Genomic DNA, 18936 nt, shown 5'->3' with positions numbered 1-18936 from the left:
TGAAGAATTATAAGAAAAGCACTAAGGGGTGTAGGTCATGTCATTAAGAGATGAAGCATTAAATATGCATAAGGTTCATAAAGGTAAATTAGAATCTAAATCAAAAGTAGCTGTTACAAATGCGAAAGAGTTAAGCTTAGCTTATTCTCCCGGCGTTGCAGAGCCATGTAAAGAAATTTATGATAAACCAGAAACGGTTTATGATTATACAATGAAAGGCAATATGGTAGCGGTTGTTTCTGATGGAACGGCTGTTCTTGGACTTGGTAATATCGGACCAGAAGCAGCCTTACCAGTAATGGAAGGGAAAGCTGTGTTATTTAAAAGCTTTGCAGGTGTTGATGCTTTTCCAATTTGCTTGAATACCAATGATATTGATAAAATCGTTGATACGGTGAAGTTAATGGAGCCGACTTTTGGCGGTGTGAACTTAGAGGATATTGCAGCACCGAATTGCTTCTATATTGAAGAACGTTTGAAAAAAGAGACAAATATTCCAGTGTTCCATGATGATCAACACGGGACAGCCATTGTAACTGTTGCTGGACTTGTCAATGCCCTTAAACTTGCTGGTAAAAAGATGAGCGAAATAAAGGTGGTTGCAAACGGTGCTGGTGCAGCAGGTATTGCTATTATTAAATTACTATACCGTTATGGTGTAAGAGATATTATTATGTGTGATACAAAGGGTGCTATCTATGAAGGGCGTCCAAACGGGATGAATGATATTAAGAGTGAAGTTGCCCGATTCACAAACCGTAACCAAGTTAAAGGTAGTTTAACAGATGCAATTAAAGATGCAGATGTATTTATTGGTGTATCAGTGGCGGGTGCTTTGACAGCTGATATGGTACAATCAATGAACGACAAGGCAATCATTTTTGCTATGGCTAATCCAACACCAGAAATCATGCCAGAAGAGGCAAAAGCTGCTGGAGCGCTTGTTGTTGGTACAGGTCGTTCAGATTTCCCTAACCAAGTAAATAATGTTCTTGCATTCCCAGGAATCTTTAGGGGTGCTTTAGATGTTCGTGCAACTCATATTAATGAGCATATGAAAATTGCTGCGGTTGAAGCAATTGCTGAATTGATTGCTGAAGACGACTTACATTCTGATTATGTCATTCCAGCTCCATTTGATCCACGAGTGGCACCAGCAGTAGCATCTGCAGTAGCTAAATCAGCTATGGAAACTGGCGTAGCTAGAATTAAAGTTGACCCAGAAGAAGTGAAGCAAAGAACAGCACAACTTGCAGCTATCGGAAAAGATAAATAACGATAGGCGGTGAGTTCGCTGGACAATTCAACGAAATTATATATAGAAATCGTGAAACAGCTGCGAAATATTATTCAAGAAGAAGGTTATCAAACAGGTGACAAACTACCTTCAGAACGTGAAATGTCAGAACGCCTAAATGTTGGGCGTTCTTCCGTTCGTGAAGCTTTTCGTGCGTTAGAGCTACTAGGTTTAATAGAGACGAGAAGAGGCGAAGGAACCTTTATTAAAGATTTTCGTGGTCATAATCTGGTACAATTACTGAGTACATTTATTCTGCAAGACAAACAAGCAAAAACTGATATTAAAGAAACGAAATATTTGGTAGAATGGGATTGTATATGGTTAGCGATGAGAAAAGCAACTCCAAAAGAACTTGAAGCTTTTAGAAATTGGGTCACTTCTGAGGTGTTTCAAGAGAATGAATATTTTTATCGCATCGTTCTCATAGCAGATAACCATTTATTTAAGCGTCTATGGACGATTTTAACCGATTATTATAATTCGTTAGACTTTGGTTCAGCTATTGTTGATCAAAAAACCTATCTGTCATTAATAGATGCGATGATAGAGAAAGATGAACAAGCAGCAAAAATTCAATATTGTTTAATAAGAAATTTGTCGAGCATTTAACGACAATGTTTTCCATCTTTTTTAAGCCTATTATTGTATAGTGATGAGACAAGCTGTATTCTCGCACTTGCGTCGATAGGCAATTGTTTTTTTCTCAGTGGTCTGGCCACCTAGGGAAATGGTAATGATTACTAAAGTAGGAAAGGTAAATTTCACTTTTGTTATTTACTTTGTAATTACAAGGAGGTTTCACCTTGCTAAAAGACATCTTTACAAAATCAAAGAAGAAAAAATATGCAACTATTCCTTCTGAGGCAGCGAAGCAAGATGTCCCAGAAGGAATCATGACTAAATGCCCTGAATGTAAGAAGATAATGTATACGAAAGAACTAATGAAAAACATGAAGGTATGTATTAATTGTGGTCATCATCACCCAATGAATGCAGCAGAACGTTTTGAGAGCTTTCTAGATAAGGGAACATTTCAAGAGCTAGATCGTGAAATGATATCAGAAAACCCGCTTGCTTTTCCAGATTACCTTGAAAAAGTTGAAAAAGACCGTAAGAAAACAGGCATGAATGAAGCGGTAATGACAGGAATTGGAGAATTGGATGGTTTTCAAATTGTTCTGGCCGTAATGGATTCGACTTTTAGAATGGGAAGCATGGGCTCTGTGGTCGGAGAGAAAATCACAAGGGCAATTGAAAAGGCGGATGAATTGAAAGTGCCATTCATTATCTTTACTGCTTCTGGTGGTGCAAGAATGCAAGAAGGTGTATTGAGTTTGATGCAAATGGCGAAGACGAGTGTGGCGCTGAAGCGATTCAGTGATAATGGTGGCTTAATTATCTCGATAATGACACACCCTACTACTGGTGGTGTTTCTGCTAGTTTCGCTTCATTAGGAGATTTTAATTTTGCTGAGCCTAAAGCGTTAATTGGTTTTGCGGGTCGTCGTATTATTGAACAGACAATTCGTGAAGAGTTGCCAGAGGACTTCCAAACAGCAGAATTCTTATTGAAACATGGGCAGCTTGATGCCGTTATTCATCGTTCTAAGCTGCGAGAGGAGATTGCTAACATTCTTTCTATTCATCAGCCGGGAGGTGAGCTTAAATGGTAACTGAATTAACGTTTGAAAGACCGATTATTGAACTAAGAAAAAGAATAGCTGAGTTAAAAGAATTTACGAAGACAGCAGATGTTGATTTAGGAGCTGAAATTAATAAGCTCGAGACAAGATTAGCCAAGTTAGAAAAAGATATATATGAAAATCTAGGACCATGGGATCGAGTGCAAATTGCTCGTCATCCTAATCGTCCTACTACATTAGATTATATAGAGTATTTGTTTGATGACTTTTTTGAATGTCATGGCGATCGTGTATTCGGAGATGATGAAGCGATTGTTAGTGGGATAGCTAAGTTTAGAGGACATCCTGTTACAGTGATCGGTCATCAACGTGGAAAAGATACAAAAGAAAATATCCGTAGAAACTTCGGTATGCCACATCCAGAAGGTTATCGAAAAGCGTTGCGTTTAATGAAGCAAGCGGAGAAGTTTCGCCGTCCAATTGTTTGTTTTATAGATACAAAAGGTGCTTATCCAGGCAAGGCAGCTGAAGAAAGAGGTCAAAGTGAAGCGATAGCTAAAAACCTTTTTGAAATGGCTAGTTTGAAAGTACCGGTTGTATGCATAGTAATTGGAGAAGGCGGAAGTGGCGGCGCTTTGGCGTTGGGCATTGGTAACTATATTCATATGCTAGAAAATGCTACTTACTCTGTTATTTCACCAGAGGGAGCTGCCTCTATCCTTTGGAAAGATGCGGCGAAAGCTCAAACAGCAGCTGAGTCGATGCGCATTACTGCTCCAGATTTAAAGGAGCTTGGAGTTATCGATGAAATCATACCTGAAGTAAAAGGTGGAGCTCATAAGGATGTTGAGCAGCAAGCACTAGCAATTGAAGATATTCTTTATCAGTCATTAAAGGATTTATCTCAACTAGATGAAAAACAATTAGTAGACCATCGTTATGAGAAATATAAATCAATTGGGAAATATTCGTTTTTAAGAGATTATATTGGGGTAAAATAAAAACGTGCGAATTGCACGTTTTTCCTATTATCCACGTTATTTTAAAAAAGATTATAATAATCTGTACCAAACGAGAGCAGCTATAAAGTAATTTATATAAACTCTGATATGCTTCAAAATACAATGTATACCTTTGTTCATATTTGGCTTGAATGTGCTTTTAGTAATAATTCTTTAACGAAACTTAATAAATTATAATTGTGATGTTTATTTTTTCGTGCTATTTTAACAGTAGAAGAAGCTTATTAACCTTTTGTAGGTCCTCTTTTTTCCTTTCCCCTAGGTTCGTTCATATTAATAGAATACAAATTGTTTTCCCATAATAGAGGTGATAGAGAAAATGAAAAGAATTGGTGTATTAACAAGTGGAGGAGATTCACCTGGAATGAATGCGGCCGTTCGCGCAGTTGTTAGAAAAGCCATTCATGATGGTATCGAGGTATATGGTATTTATGGCGGTTATACTGGTCTAATTCATGGTAATATAGAAAAGCTAGAATTAGGATCTGTTGGTGATATTATTCATCGTGGCGGTACGATTCTTTATTCTGCAAGATGTGAAGAGTTTAAAACAGAAGAAGGAAGACAAAAGGGAATAGAGAACTTAAAGGCACATCAAATAGAAGGTCTAGTTGTGATTGGTGGAGACGGATCTTATCGAGGAGCGCTTGCCCTCACTGAAGCAGGTTTTCCATGTGTAGGTGTACCAGGAACGATTGATAATGACATTGCAGGTACACAATATACTATTGGATTTGATACAGCATTAAATACAGTCATTGATGCCATAGATAAAATCAGGGATACAGCGAGTTCACACGAAAGGACCTTTATTATAGAAGTAATGGGTAGAGATGCAGGCGATATTGCCTTATGGGCAGGCTTAGCTGCTGGAGCAGAAACAATCCTTATTCCTGAAGTAAATTACGATATAGATGAAATTGCAACAAAACTCAAAAGTGGACTTGATAGAGGAAAAAGGCATAGTATTATCATTGTGGCTGAAGGTGTTTGTAGTGGTATAGAATTCGCAAAACAAGTTGAGAGTGCAACCTCACTTGAAACGAGAGTGTCTGTTCTTGGTCATATCCAACGAGGCGGATCTCCAACGGCATTTGATCGTGTTTTAGCTAGTCGTTTAGGTGCTCATGCAGTGGAATTACTTGCCAAAGAAAAAGGTGGACAAGCAGTTGGTTTGAATAATAACCAAGTCGTAGCTAATAGCTTGCGTGATGTTTTAAGTCAACATAATAGGTTAGATTTAGACCTATACGAGTTATCAAGAGAGCTTTCAATTTAAGCGTACATAATTAGGAGGTATATATTAATATGCGTAAAACGAAAATTGTTTGTACAATTGGACCAGCTAGTGAAAGTATTGAAAAAATTATTGAATTAATAAATGCTGGCATGAATGTAGCAAGATTAAATTTTTCACACGGAAATTTTGCAGAACATGGTGAGCGAATTGCTAATATCCGTGAAGCATCTAAGCAAACTGGAAAGACAGTTGCAATCCTATTAGATACAAAAGGTCCAGAAATACGTACGAATGATATGAAAGACGGTGCGATTGAATTAGAAGCGGGTAACAATATCATTGTGAGTATGAATGAAGTGGAAGGGACAACAGACATATTCTCTGTTACATATAGTGGCCTCATTGATGATGTTCACATCGGCTCTAGTATTCTTTTAGATGATGGGTTGATTGCTTTGGAAGTCAAAGCTATCAATAAAGAGAAAAAAGAAATTCATGCGAAAATCTTAAATAGCGGTACGTTAAAGAATAAAAAAGGTGTGAATGTACCAGGTGTTTCAGTTAACCTCCCTGGCATCACAGAAAAGGATGCCAAGGATATTCTTTTTGGAATTGAGCAAGAAGTTGACTTTATTGCCGCTTCCTTTGTTAGACGACCATCAGACGTTTTAGAAATTCGTCAATTACTTGAAGAAAATAATGCAGAATATATTCATATTATCCCCAAAATTGAAAACCAAGAAGGCGTTGATAATATTGAAGGTATTCTAGAAGTGTCAGATGGTTTAATGGTAGCGCGTGGAGATTTAGGTGTTGAAATTCCAGCGGAGGAAGTACCGCTTGTACAAAAGCAATTAATTAAAAAATGCAACGAGCTTGGAAAGCCGGTTATTACAGCAACACAAATGTTAGATTCCATGCAAAGAAACCCTCGCCCAACTCGTGCGGAAGCAAGTGATGTTGCTAATGCCATTTTTGATGGCACGGATGCAATCATGTTATCAGGGGAAACAGCAGCGGGTTCTTACCCAGTAGAAGCAGTTAAAACGATGCATAATATCGCTTCTCGTGCAGAAACAGCCTTAAATCATAGAGAAATTTTATCTCAAAGAAGTAAAAATAATAAACATAATGTGACCGATGCCATTGGCCAATCTGTTGCACATACAGCACTAAACTTGGGAGTCAGCGCCATTATCACACCTACAGAGAGTGGACATACAGCTAGAATGATTGCTAAGTTCAGACCGGTGAATCCAATCGTAGCTGTCACTTCACATGAATACGTTTCTCGTCGCTTATCACTTGTATGGGGAGTATATTCGCAAGTTGGCCAAAAAGCTAAGACAACCGATGATATGCTAGATATAGCTGTAGAAGAAAGTCTACAAACAGGAATCGTTCATTCGGGGGATCTTGTTGTTATAACAGCTGGAGTTCCTGTTGGAGAAGCAGGAACAACAAACTTAATGAAAATTCATGTAGTTGGCGATATCATTGCAAAAGCTCAAGGTATTGGCAGAAAGTCAGCATTTGGTAAAGCAGTTATTGCCCGCAATGCGAAAGAAGCAATGGAAAAGGTTACAGAAGGCTCAATACTCGTAACAATTGGGTCTGATCGTGAAATGGTCCCAGCTATTGAAAAATGTAGTGCTCTAATTACTGAAGAAGGTGGTCTAACGAGCCATGGTGCTGTAATTGGTTTAAACCTTGGTATTCCGGTTATTGTCGGTTTAGATATGGCTACAAAATTAATTAAGGACGGTCAAGACATTACAGTAGACTCACAAAGAGGTGTCATTTATAACGGCCATGCGAGTGTCTTATAAATATAGAAGAACTGTCGGATATTATTAATCGGCAGTTCTTTTTTTTATATAAGATTGAAAAATAAGGTTGAAAAGATATTTAGATAACCTAATTAAATTTTTAACTCAAAATAGAATATAATTGTTGCCAATATCGTTATATTAGTATAACATAATATTAAATATAATATATCACATTTATAATGATAACATATCTCTTAAATTATTTTGAATAGAAATATTGAAATAAAAAAATAAATACATAATTAAAGGGAGTGGTGAGGATATGCTGAATTATATGCAAGGGTTTTGGATGGAAATGTGGAGGTTGCATGATCAAATAAAGGACTTATTACGGTTATTCTCAGTGAAGAACCAGTCTGATAAGAACCATTCAAATGAATTGAAGCAATCAGGTGAAAATAATGGAGAGAATCCGAAACAGAGAAAAAGAACGAATAAACAGAATATAGGATTATTATTAGGGCCCATTCTTTTTGCTTTAACGCTCCTATTTGTTTCACCTGAAGGAATGTCAAGAGAAGCCCAAGCTGTGCTAGCAAGTACTCTATGGGTTGCTGTCTGGTGGATTACAGAGGCCATACCTATACCAGTAACTTCACTATTGCCAATCATTCTCTTTCCCGTTACTGGTGCAGTGACAGAAGGAATTACGAGTTCATATGCGGATAATACCATTTTCTTATTTTTAGGTGGCTTTATTATCGCCATTGCGATGGAAAAGTGGAATCTCCATTTAAGAATTGCACTTGGTATCATTACTGTGGTTGGTACTAGTACATCTAGGCTTGTTCTTGGGTTTATGGTGGCTACAGGTTTCCTTTCAATGTGGATATCGAATACTGCAACTGCCATGATGATGATGCCGATTGCCATTGCTGTTATTACGCATGTAAACGATTCCATGAAGTCGGAAAGAGAATCTGCTAACCGGTTTGGTAAGTCACTAATGCTAGGGATTGCCTATGCAGCTTCAATTGGTGGTTTAGGTACTTTAATTGGGACACCTCCAAATATGATTTTTGCAGGTGTTGTAAAAGAAATTTATGGGATTGATATTTCTTTTGCTACATGGATGCTATTTGGGGTTCCTTTTGCGGCTATTTTATTACTTGTAGCCTGGTTTTACTTAGTTAAAATGGCTTTTCCTATGAGAATCAAGGAGCTTCCAGGCGGTAAAGAAATCATTTCTTCTGAAAGAAAACGATTAGGAAATATATCTTTTGAGGAAAAATTAGTATTAGTAGTGTTTCTTGCTACTGCGGTTGCGTGGATTACAAGATCGTTCATTCCTTTTGATTTTATGAGCCGAATCGACGACACGATTATAGCGATTGCTGCAGCGATTATTCTATTTCTTTTACCATCGAAAAGTAGTAAGGATGCTCAGCTCTTAAATTGGAAAGATGCATTGAATATTCCTTGGGGGATATTATTACTATTTGGTGGGGGATTAGCAATCGCCAAAGGCTTTAAGGATTCAGGTTTAGCCACATGGATTGGAGAGCAATTAACCGTTCTTGAGGGTGTGCATCTTGTTATTGTCATTCTATGCGTAACAGCACTTGTGACATTCTTAACTGAGATTACATCAAATACGGCAACAGCTACAATGATGTTCCCTATCATGGCATCTTTAGCATTAGCGTTAGACCTTCATCCGTATGCGCTTATGGTAGCTGCTGCAATTGCTGCTTCATGTGCGTTTATGCTCCCTGTTGCCACACCGCCTAATGCAATTGTCTTTGGATCTGGCTATTTAAAGATAGGTGATATGGCTAAATCCGGTTTTTGGTTAAGTATTTTTACAATTATCTTTGTTGGTGTAATGATTTATTTCTATATGCCAATTGCATGGGGTATCGATATAGGTACTTTCCCGAATTCGTTTAAGTAGCATTTGTTCTTAAATTTATAAAGTGGGAATTTCCAATGATGGAAATGTGTTATGTTTCTCGCGAGCCCATAATTTTGATATCATTATATATATAAAATATAATGAGGTGGCTAAATGCGCTATATATTATTACCGCTAATTTTAATCCCGGCGATTGAAATTGTTGTACTGCTTCTTGCCGGTAAGGCTTTAGGTGTGGCCGTGACATTTCTTCTAATTATATTGACTGGCGTTTTTGGCGTTTATATAGCAAAAAGGCAAGGGATGGAAGTAATGAAAAAGGTACAGATGGAAACGCGCCGTGGGGAAATGCCGGGTGATTCCATGCTAGACGGTCTTTGTATATTCATAGCAGGTATTTTCCTTGTGTTACCAGGATTTATTTCAGATTTCATAGGTGTTCTTTTATTAATTCCTTTTATAAGAAATAAATTAAAAATTATTTTGTATCACTTCCTTAGAAGACGTATTAACCATGGTAACATCAAAGTGATAAAATGGTGAGCATTTAGACAAAGGTGATCCCATATATTAAAAAAAGAATAGACAAAAAGAGATCCGAACATATTCCAATTCGTTTATGTTCGGATTTTTACATTGGCGAGAAGTAGGTTTGTAGTCGAGATTCAAAAAGGAGTACCTCAAATTTAGCATCTATTATAATGGCTGACTTCTATTTCTCCTCTCTTCCATTTTTTATATAAAACCAAATATCTGTGAATACTTTTGCTCTGTACAAAGTAGAAAGGATGACAAGAATAATTGGACCAATAATCAGCCCGAGGAATCCAAATAGTTTAAAGCCAATAAATAAAGCGATTAAAGTCGCCAATGGATCTAAACCAATATTGGAAGATAAAATCTTTGGTTCCATCACTTGTCTTTGAACGATAATAATCACGTACAGGATAGAAAGTCCAACTGCAATGGTCGTTTCACCAATAAAAAAGGAATAAATAATCCATGGAATAAAGATGATACCTGTTCCTAAATAAGGAAGAATATCAACCATACCGGCGATAATGGCGATTGTCATCGCATAATCTATGTTTAATATTAATAAGCCCAACAAGATGATAAGAGTAGTTATTGAAATTAAAGTTGCTTGTGCCTTTATAAAGCCAAAAAGGGCAGATTTCAGGTCAGTGAAGACGGTAATGCTACTGCGTCTTACATATTCAGGTGCCAGATTAAGAAAAAATAGTTTTATTCTTTCCCAATCTTTACTAATGAAGAATGAAGCCAAAAGAGAAAAAATAATGACAGTTGCTGCATTAGGTATCCATGAGAATAACGCAGGCAGCTTTTCAAAAAAAGATTGTAGAAAAAGTCCTAATGATTGTCCTATATTCTTACCTATTTCTTCTATATTGGCCATAACGCTTGCTTGTTGTTCTGTTCCTAGATGGTTAAATAAACTGGTTAGTTTATTTAACACAGGCATAAATTGATTGGCGATCCAGTGTTCTATATGTGTAATAAACACTTGTACATGTGCTGGCACAACTTTTGATAGGTGAGCTGCCCCAGAGACCAATTCAGTGATTAAAATAACTGCGCCGCCCAGAATGACGCCTATTAGTAATGTTAAAGAAATGAAAACAGAAAAAGATCGTGGTATTTTACATGTATATTGAAAAAAATTGACTGTCCTATTAATGATGTATGCAATACCTAACCCAATTAGAAAAGGATAAGCAATGGATGACAAGTAAAAACTAGCAAATAATAAAGTAAATATGATGACTAAGACAAAAAAGAATCTCATGATTTGGTAATGTAGGGCACTTGTCATTGTTTGGCGCTCCTCCTTAATGTATTTTAAGTGAAAAAGGTTGAATAATCTGACATTGTTTTCTAGACGCTAATTTTAATCTTTTAACCTAAAATATGCTCTTTTGTCCTCATTATCTTTACTGGCGAAATGAGCGAATTAGAAATTAATTTTATCTTTTTTCGAAATTATGTTAAAATAACATCATTAACAGGAAGGTGAGATAGAATATGGAGTCATTCCTGTTTTTACTACTGCTTTTAGCTATCAGTATTGTGGCTAAAAATCAATCTCTTATATTTGCGATTGCTGTCCTCCTATTGTTAAAATTAGTCGGAACAGAGTTAAAAGTGTTTTCATTTATCCAAAGTAAGGGTATTAATTGGGGTGTAACGATTATTACGATTGCTGTCTTAGCCCCTATTGCAAGTGGAGCAATCGGGTTCAAAGATCTAGCAGATGCATTTAAATCACCTTATGCTTGGGTTGCTTGTATATCAGGCATTATCGTTGCATTATTAGCAAAGGGTGGGCTTACCCTCCTATCAGAAGATCCACATATTACGACTGCTCTTGTTCTAGGAACAATTCTAGCTATTACATTATTTAAAGGAGTAGCAGTCGGTCCGCTAATCGGAGCGGGTATCGCCTATTTATTCATGAAGATATTTGAGTATATTCAATAATTGGTAGAAAGCTATCAATCACTTGTATTTTTATGAATTTTTCGTTTCACAAAAGTCAGATAATTGTTTATAATATACATGTACAAATAGGTTTGATAGTTGAGTCTATGAAAATAGTAGATACTTTATACCAAAAAGAAAATGTAAGCATTTTCTTTCATTAATGTTTGTACATGTTTGTACTGAGCATACGTTCAGAGATTGTTCAGTCAGATGGAAATCTGACTAAGAATGTCATTTAGTCTGTCTCCCAGCTTAATACATATTAGCTGGATTAAATCGGCTACAATAGCCAATAGAGCTATCAGGTTTATCTGATAACAACTTAATGAATAAGATTCATGCAGACAGAGGGTTTGGGGAAAATATTTCAAAGAAGGAGATGGTTTGTTATGACAGCGACACGCGGTCTAGAGGGTGTAGTGGCTACTACATCTGCTATCAGTTCAATCATTGATGATACTTTAACATATGTAGGCTATAACATTGATGATTTGGCAGAAAATGCTAGTTTTGAGGAAGTCATCTATTTATTATGGCATGGTAAATTACCTACACAATCACAACTAGATGAATTAAAAGCACAATTGGCAGAAAATATGAATTTGCCACAAGAGGTTCTTGCTCATTTTAAGACTTATCCAATTGATCAAGTTCATCCGATGGCAGCTCTTCGCTCCGCTGTATCTCTTCTTGGTCTCTATGATGAAGAAGCAGATGTAATGGAAGAGGATGCGAACTATAGAAAAGCCATCCGTTTACAAGCAAAAGTGCCAGCTATTGTTGCTGCGTTTGCGCGTGTGAGAAAAGGCTTAGAGCCAATTGCTCCTAAAAAGGAATTAAGTTTTGCTGCTAACTTCTTGTTTATGTTAAATGGGGAAGAACCAGAAGATGTAGCAGTTGAAGCAATGAATAAAGCACTTGTCCTACATGCTGATCATGAATTAAATGCGTCTACTTTTACAGCTCGCGTTTGTGTTGCGACATTATCTGATATGTACTCAGGTATTACAGCAGCTATTGGTGCATTAAAAGGACCTCTACACGGTGGTGCTAACGAAGCTGTAATGAAAATGCTTAAAGAAATCGGTACATTAGATAATGTTGAACCTGCTATTCGTGAAAAATTAGCGAATAAAGATAAAATAATGGGCTTCGGTCATCGTGTATATAGAAAAGGCGACCCAAGAGCGAAACATTTAAGAGAAATGTCTAAGAGATTAACAGAATTGACAGGCGAACCACATTGGTATGAAATGTCTACAAAAATTGAAGGAATTGTGACTGGAGAAAAAGATCTTCCTCCTAATGTTGATTTTTATTCGGCATCTGTATACCACAGCTTAGGTATCGATCACGATCTCTTTACACCAATCTTTGCAGTTAGCCGTGTTTCTGGTTGGTTAGCTCATATTTTAGAACAATACTCTAATAATCGTTTAATCCGTCCACGTGCTGATTATACAGGTCCAGGAATGCAAGCTTACGTTCCTGTTGAACAAAGAGGGTAAACTTTTTATTGAGTTTTTTCAAAACAGATGATAATAATAAATAAAGATAAGCAAGCTACTGAAAGGTTAGAGGGTTTGCCTTCTAGCCTTTGATTCTGGTAAGTTTGTGATGTGTTACTTTTAACACAAGGAAATTGGAGGGAGAAATTATTATGGCAGCAGAAAAAATTACAGTAAATAATGGTGTTTTAAATGTACCAAATGAACCAATCGTTCCTTTTATCGAAGGTGACGGAACTGGGCCGGATATTTGGGCATCTGCTTCTCGTGTTTTAGATGCAGCGGTTGAAAAAGCATATAAAGGTGAGCGTAAAATTGCTTGGAAAGAAGTTTTAGCTGGTGAAAAAGCATTTAACCAAACAGGCGAATGGTTACCAAAAGAAACTTTAGATGTAATTAATGAATACTTAATCGCCATTAAAGGACCACTTACAACACCAATTGGTGGAGGAATTCGTTCTTTAAATGTTGCATTGCGTCAAGAATTAGATCTTTTCGTATGCTTGCGTCCAGTACGCTGGTTTGAAGGTGTTCCTTCACCAGTTAAGCGCCCACAAGATACTGACATGGTCATTTTCCGTGAAAATACTGAAGATATCTATGCAGGTATTGAATATGCTAAAGGTACAGATGAAGTAAACAAATTAATCTCTTTCTTAAAAGATGAAATGGGTGTCAATAAAATTCGTTTCCCAGAAACATCTGGAATCGGTATTAAACCTGTTTCTCAAGAGGGAACAACTCGTCTAGTTCGCTCTGCAATTGACTATGCAATCAACGAAGGTCGTAAATCAGTAACACTTGTACACAAAGGTAATATCATGAAATTTACTGAAGGTGCATTTAAAAATTGGGGTTACGAACTAGCTGAAAAAGAATACGGCGATAAAGTATTCACATGGGCTGAATATGACCGCATTAAAGATGAAAGTGGCGTAGATGCAGCAAACAAAGCGCAAGCTGATGCTGAAGCTGCTGGTAAAATCATCGTTAAAGATGCAATTGCTGATATCTTCTTACAACAAATCTTAACTCGTCCAGCGGAATTTGATGTAGTAGCAACAATGAACCTTAACGGTGACTACATTTCTGATGCGTTAGCAGCACAAGTTGGTGGAATCGGTATTGCTCCAGGAGCAAACATCAACTACGAAACTGGACATGCGATTTTCGAAGCTACACACGGAACAGCTCCTAAATATGCAGGTTTAGACAAAGTAAACCCTTCATCTGTTATTCTTTCAGGTGTGCTTTTACTTAAACATTTAGGCTGGAATGAAGCGGCTGATTTAATTGAAAAATCTATGGAAAAATCTATTGCTTCTAAAGTTGTAACTTATGACTTTGCTCGTCTAATGGACGGAGCTACTGAAGTGAAATGTTCTGAATTCGGTGACGTCCTAATCAAAAACATGGACTAATTAACTTGATCTAGCAGGTTCAATTTAAAAATTGAGCCTGCTTTCTTTTTATTTAAAAACCTCATCCTTATTGATTGTGATGTAAAATTCAGTGGAAGATAAATTCCATCATATATGAAATTAAGTTGTTTCCTCATGTTTTAATCTCACAAGAAGCGGTTATAAATTGAATAGTTGTAAATGAATACATAAGGAGATGTTGCAAGTGTCTACACTCAAGCGTAAGAAAGTTTCTGTTATCGGAGCCGGTTTTACTGGAGCGACGACTGCATTTTTATTGGCACAAAAGGAATTAGCAGATGTTGTATTAGTTGATATTCCCCAAATGGAAAATCCGACAAAGGGAAAAGCTTTAGACATGTTAGAAGCAAGTCCAGTTCAAGGATTTGATGCAAATATCTTAGGTACAGCAAACTATGAAGATACGAAAGATTCAGATATCGTCGTGGTTACTGCTGGAATTGCACGAAAGCCAGGGATGAGCCGGGAAGATCTAGTTCAAACAAATGAAACGATTATGAAGAATGTAGCGAAGGAAATTGCACAGTATTCTCCCGATTCGCTTATTATTGTGTTATCAAATCCTGTGGATGCGATGACTTATACAATATTTAAAGAAACAGGCTTTCCTAAAAACCGAGTTATTGGCCAGTCGGGTGTGCTCGATAGTGCCAGGTTCCGTACGTTTGTAGCTCAAGAGTTACAGATCTCCATAAAAGATATAACAGGGTTTGTGCTCGGAGGTCATGGTGATGATATGGTTCCACTTGTTAGGTATTCATATGCAGGCGGTGTCCCTTTAGAAAAATTAATCTCCAAAGATCGTTTAGAACAAATTGTCGATCGAACGCGAAAGGGTGGAGGAGAAATTGTTAGTTTATTAGGGAATGGTAGTGCATACTATGCACCTGCAGCAGCCTTAGTAGAAATGGTAGAGGCTATGATCAAGGACCAAAAAAGAATACTTCCTGCAATCGCTTATTTAGAAGGAGAGTTTGGTTATCAGGGCATTTATTTAGGTGTGCCAACAATCCTTGGTGCAAATGGGATTGAAAAAGTCATCGAATTAGATTTAACAAAAGAAGAAAAGGTTACATTAGATCAGTCAGCTGAGTCGGTGCGTCAGGTGATATCGATATTGTCACAAAACTAATCTATAAAGAAAGTACTTGTTGGCGAAGTTCCGTCTTTTACCTGAGCTTCGCTTATTTTTTGTTAACTTTACAATAGAAAGAAAATTATTATTACTATTTTTCTTTTACTTATTAAAATAAAATGTTAATATAATTATAAATAAACAGAAAAATTAGTTTATATTTTAATCTTTTGCAAGCGGTTACAAAAATCGGAGGTGCATCCATGTTAGGGAAGAAGAGAAAAATAGGTAGAAGACTTGAGGAAATTTCGGTTGGAGAGAAGCTGACCTTTACGGAAAAAATAGAAGATAGGGATTTATTATTATATCTAGGGTTAACAGATGATGCCAATCCCATATACTTACAGCATGACTATGCTTCACAAACGCCTTATAAAAAACCAATTGTACCCAATATTATGCTGAATGGTATGGTCTCATCTAGTGTTTCAAAATATCTCCCTGGACCGGGTAGCCACATACTTAAGCAAGAGTTAGAATATGTTAAACCTGTTTATCACTATTCTACAATTGAATTCTTGATGGAAGTAATTCATGTGGATGAAGAGAAGCATAGTATTGAAATGAAGGTACAAGCAACGAATGAAGAAAATGAAACAGTATTATATGGCCGAATGAAAGTATGTCCACCCTATCCACTTGAGAGTCTCAACAGTAAAGTGCTAGAAAACTTCTAATCATGAATTGTAAGGATAGTTGACCAAAAAACTAAGCAAAAGTAATTTATACTGCTTAGTTTTTTGTCGTGGGCACGCTTTTTTTTCTTTTTTATATTATAATACATTTATATAAGGGGTTTTACTAAAGTAATTGGTTTATACTAATGGGGAATCTATTTATCGGAGGCTTTTATGGATAAAAAAGTTCTAGTGGTTGATGATGAGCAGTCAATTGTAACGTTACTACAATATAATTTGCAACAAGCAGGTTATGAAGTACTAACAGCATCTGATGGAGAAGAAGGCAAAAATCTTGCTTTAAGTGAACAGCTAGATTTGATTGTGTTAGATCTGATGTTACCTAAGCTGGATGGAATTGAAGTGTGTAAACAAATTAGACAAAAGAAAGTGAATACACCAATACTCATGTTAACTGCAAAAGACGATGAGTTCGATAAAGTTCTTGGCCTAGAGTTAGGTGCAGATGATTATATGACAAAGCCATTTAGTCCGAGAGAAGTCGTTGCGCGGGTAAAGGCCATTTTAAGAAGGTCACAAGCCCAATTTGACGAACCTGTTTCAGAAGATGAGGATGATAGTATACGTATAGCTGGAGTGAAAATCTATCCAGATAGATATGAGGTCTATTATCTAGACGAATTACTTGAGCTGACACCAAAAGAGTTTGAACTACTATTATATCTTGCTAAAAATAAAGGTAGAGTATTAACACGCGATCAATTGCTGAGTGCTGTTTGGAATTATGATTTTGCGGGTGATACAAGGATTGTAGATGTTCATATTAGTCACTTAAGAGATAAAATTGAGCAAAATTCAAAAAAACCAACATATATTAAAACGATTCGTGGGCTTGGTTATAAGCTAGAGGAGCCTAAGCCTGAATGAAAACTTTTCGTTCAAAACTATTTTTTGCTATCATTACGTTGATTATCGCTGTTTTACTTTGTTTAGGCTTGTTATTAGGTCAGCTATTTAAATCCTATTATATAAATGTTATAGATGAACGCTTATCTAAAGAGATTCAGCTAGTAGCAGGCCAGATTGAGGAAATAGGTGGAATTGAACAACTTACTCAAGAGAAGGTCGACCAGTTTGCTAGCTGGTTAGGTGTTAATGTTACTATTGCCGATGCAAATGATCAAGTGATATTTGATAGCGTGAATAAAGATATTCAATTGAAAAACCGTAAGACAATAAGTGAAATATTAGGTGCACCTGACTCTGATGGGCAGGCTGGTAAAGTCGTAGGCGACGATTATCATTACTTTTGGAAGGAATTAAATGAAGGTACGAATTCGTATTATTTATTTTTAAGTGCCGAAATAGATGAAGTAAAAAGTGGTTACTCGCAAATCTGGTGGATCCTAATTATCTGTCTTAGCCTAGCATTAATTTTGATTATATTCTTAGGGGCCGCTATTACGAATAGATATACAAGACCGATTGATTCTGCAACGAGAGTCGCTATTGAGTTAGCGAAAGGGAATTATCGGGCAAGAACGTATGATAATGATGTCGGTGAAGCAGGTAAGTTAAATAGCTCAATTAATATTCTTGCACGTAATTTGCAAGATATGGAGAAATCGAGAGAGATGCATCAAGATAGACTCAGTACACTCATTGAAAACATGGGTAGTGGATTAATTTTAATAGATAGTAAGGGTTATATTAACCTTGTGAATCGTACATATAGAGAAGTTTTTCATGCTGATGTGACAGAATACATGGACGAGCTGTATTATAATGTCATTGAATATAAAGAAATCACTGAGCTTATTGAAGAATTATTTATGACAGAACAAAAGGTAAGAAAGCAAATACAAATCCTTATTGGTATTCATCGAAAACATTTCGAAGTCTACGGTGTTCCGATTATCGGCACGAATGATGTATGGAAAGGTGTACTTTTGGTTTTCCATGATATTACTGAGATAAAGAAATTGGAGCAGGTGCGGAGAGATTTCGTTGCGAATGTTTCACATGAATTAAAAACACCTATAACTTCTATAAAAGGGTTCTCAGAAACGCTTTTAGACGGGGCAATGGATGATCAAGATGCCCTTAAACAATTTTTAACGATTATCCTCCAAGAAAGTGAACGATTGCAAACACTCATTCAAGATTTGCTTGATTTATCAAAAATTGAGCAACAAGGATTTCACCTTTCTATACAAGAGGTGAATATTATTGGTGTCTTAAATGAAGTAGTAATGATGGTTAAAAGACGTGCGGAGGAAAAAGAAATTACCATAGATTATAAATGTGAAGATGAAATAATCGAAATGGAAGCTGATGTTAACAGAATCAAACAAATATTCCTTAATATTGTTTCCAATGCTATTTCTTACACACCAAATGAAGGTAAAGTGTCTATTCGTGTAACAGAAGATCAACAAAAAGTGTATATAAAAATAATTGATACGGGGATAGGCATTAAAGAAAGTGAGATTCCGCGAATTTTTGAAAGGTTTTATCGAGTAGATAAAGCAAGGAGTAGAAATTCAGGTGGTACAGGTCTTGGTCTGGCAATTGTGAAGCATTTACTAGAAGCACATAAAGGATTGATTTCTGTTGAAAGCAAGAGTGGAAAGGGCACGGCCTTTTTACTTACGTTTTATAAGAAGTTACCTGATAGCGAATAAAGAGTTTTACAAAAAGTTTACATTGTTTTTTTATGCTATTAACAATAGGGGGTTACAATTAGTATTGTAAAACCCCTTCATCACATGATGTGAAGAAGAGAGAGCTACCCCGCTCTCTCTTTTTTTAGAAAGAAG

The 18936-nt window shown here is 36.5% G+C and carries 16 protein-coding genes; 15 read left to right on the top strand and 1 reads right to left on the bottom strand.

From position 1 onward, the window contains the following. Window positions 1-37: 37 nt before the first annotated feature. The 8 genes from MKX67_RS17135 to MKX67_RS17100 all read left to right on the top strand — a co-directional run bounded on the left by MKX67_RS17135 (window position 38) and on the right by MKX67_RS17100 (window position 9435). Window positions 38-1276: a malic enzyme-like NAD(P)-binding protein gene (locus MKX67_RS17135; protein WP_095372300.1), complete on the top strand. Its 1239-nt coding sequence runs from the start codon at window positions 38-40 to the stop codon at window positions 1274-1276. Between the two features lie 9 nt (window positions 1277-1285). Beyond that, window positions 1286-1909, top strand: a complete 624-nt coding sequence (locus tag MKX67_RS17130) for a GntR family transcriptional regulator (RefSeq protein ID WP_095372301.1) — start codon at window positions 1286-1288, stop codon at window positions 1907-1909. A gap of 194 nt (window positions 1910-2103) precedes the next feature. Continuing rightward, entirely contained in the window at window positions 2104-2973 is an 870-nt protein-coding gene (gene accD / locus MKX67_RS17125; protein ID WP_095372302.1) for an acetyl-CoA carboxylase, carboxyltransferase subunit beta, read from the top strand. Next, entirely contained in the window at window positions 2967-3944 is a 978-nt protein-coding gene (gene accA, locus MKX67_RS17120) for an acetyl-CoA carboxylase carboxyl transferase subunit alpha (protein WP_095372303.1), read from the top strand. Before accD ends, accA begins: the two co-directional genes overlap by 7 nt. A 340-nt stretch (window positions 3945-4284) precedes the next feature. Beyond that, window positions 4285-5244, top strand: coding sequence for a 6-phosphofructokinase (gene pfkA / locus MKX67_RS17115; protein ID WP_342488488.1), 960 nt, complete (start codon window positions 4285-4287; stop codon window positions 5242-5244). 29 nt (window positions 5245-5273) lie between these two features. Continuing rightward, window positions 5274-7034: a pyruvate kinase gene (pyk, locus tag MKX67_RS17110; protein WP_342488487.1), complete on the top strand. Its 1761-nt coding sequence runs from the start codon at window positions 5274-5276 to the stop codon at window positions 7032-7034. A 265-nt stretch (window positions 7035-7299) separates the two neighbouring features. Continuing rightward, window positions 7300-8931 carry a DASS family sodium-coupled anion symporter gene (locus MKX67_RS17105; protein ID WP_095372306.1) on the top strand — a complete coding sequence of 544 codons (1632 nt, stop codon included), beginning with the start codon at window positions 7300-7302 and terminating at the stop codon, window positions 8929-8931. Window positions 8932-9045: 114 nt separating this feature from the next. Further along, a complete protein-coding gene (locus MKX67_RS17100; protein ID WP_095372307.1) occupies window positions 9046-9435 on the top strand; it encodes an FxsA family protein in 390 nt (129 codons plus the stop codon). 169 nt (window positions 9436-9604) lie between these two features. On the opposite strand, the gene ytvI is transcribed toward MKX67_RS17100, so the two are convergent. After that, entirely contained in the window at window positions 9605-10726 is a 1122-nt protein-coding gene (ytvI, locus tag MKX67_RS17095; RefSeq protein WP_095372308.1) for a sporulation integral membrane protein YtvI, read from the bottom strand. Window positions 10727-10935: 209 nt separating this feature from the next. Between ytvI and MKX67_RS17090 the strand changes: the two genes are divergently transcribed. From MKX67_RS17090 to MKX67_RS17060, 7 genes are all read left to right on the top strand, one after another. Next, window positions 10936-11391: a DUF441 domain-containing protein gene (locus MKX67_RS17090; RefSeq protein ID WP_095372309.1), complete on the top strand. Its 456-nt coding sequence runs from the start codon at window positions 10936-10938 to the stop codon at window positions 11389-11391. 392 nt (window positions 11392-11783) lie between these two features. Continuing rightward, a complete protein-coding gene (gene citZ, locus MKX67_RS17085) occupies window positions 11784-12902 on the top strand; it encodes a citrate synthase (protein ID WP_307312681.1) in 1119 nt (372 codons plus the stop codon). 149 nt (window positions 12903-13051) lie between these two features. Continuing rightward, window positions 13052-14323: an NADP-dependent isocitrate dehydrogenase gene (gene icd / locus MKX67_RS17080; protein ID WP_180317068.1), complete on the top strand. Its 1272-nt coding sequence runs from the start codon at window positions 13052-13054 to the stop codon at window positions 14321-14323. Between the two features lie 205 nt (window positions 14324-14528). After that, window positions 14529-15476 carry a malate dehydrogenase gene (mdh, locus tag MKX67_RS17075; RefSeq protein ID WP_342488486.1) on the top strand — a complete coding sequence of 316 codons (948 nt, stop codon included), beginning with the start codon at window positions 14529-14531 and terminating at the stop codon, window positions 15474-15476. Window positions 15477-15682: 206 nt separating this feature from the next. After that, complete coding sequence (locus MKX67_RS17070) at window positions 15683-16156, top strand: MaoC/PaaZ C-terminal domain-containing protein (RefSeq protein WP_095372313.1); 474 nt, start codon at window positions 15683-15685, stop codon at window positions 16154-16156. Between the two features lie 174 nt (window positions 16157-16330). Continuing rightward, on the top strand, window positions 16331-17044 hold the full coding sequence (locus MKX67_RS17065) for a response regulator transcription factor (protein WP_307312682.1): 714 nt from the start codon (window positions 16331-16333) through the stop codon (window positions 17042-17044). Next, entirely contained in the window at window positions 17041-18801 is a 1761-nt protein-coding gene (locus MKX67_RS17060) for an ATP-binding protein (protein ID WP_095372314.1), read from the top strand. Before MKX67_RS17065 ends, MKX67_RS17060 begins: the two co-directional genes overlap by 4 nt. Window positions 18802-18936: the final 135 nt, after the last annotated feature.

The sequence above is a fragment of the Cytobacillus sp. FSL W7-1323 genome, from assembly GCF_038595015.1.
GTDB lineage: Bacteria > Bacillota > Bacilli > Bacillales > Cytobacillaceae > Cytobacillus > Cytobacillus kochii.
Note: the sequence above shows the minus strand (reverse complement) of the source record. Positions and strands in the feature narration are given on the sequence as shown.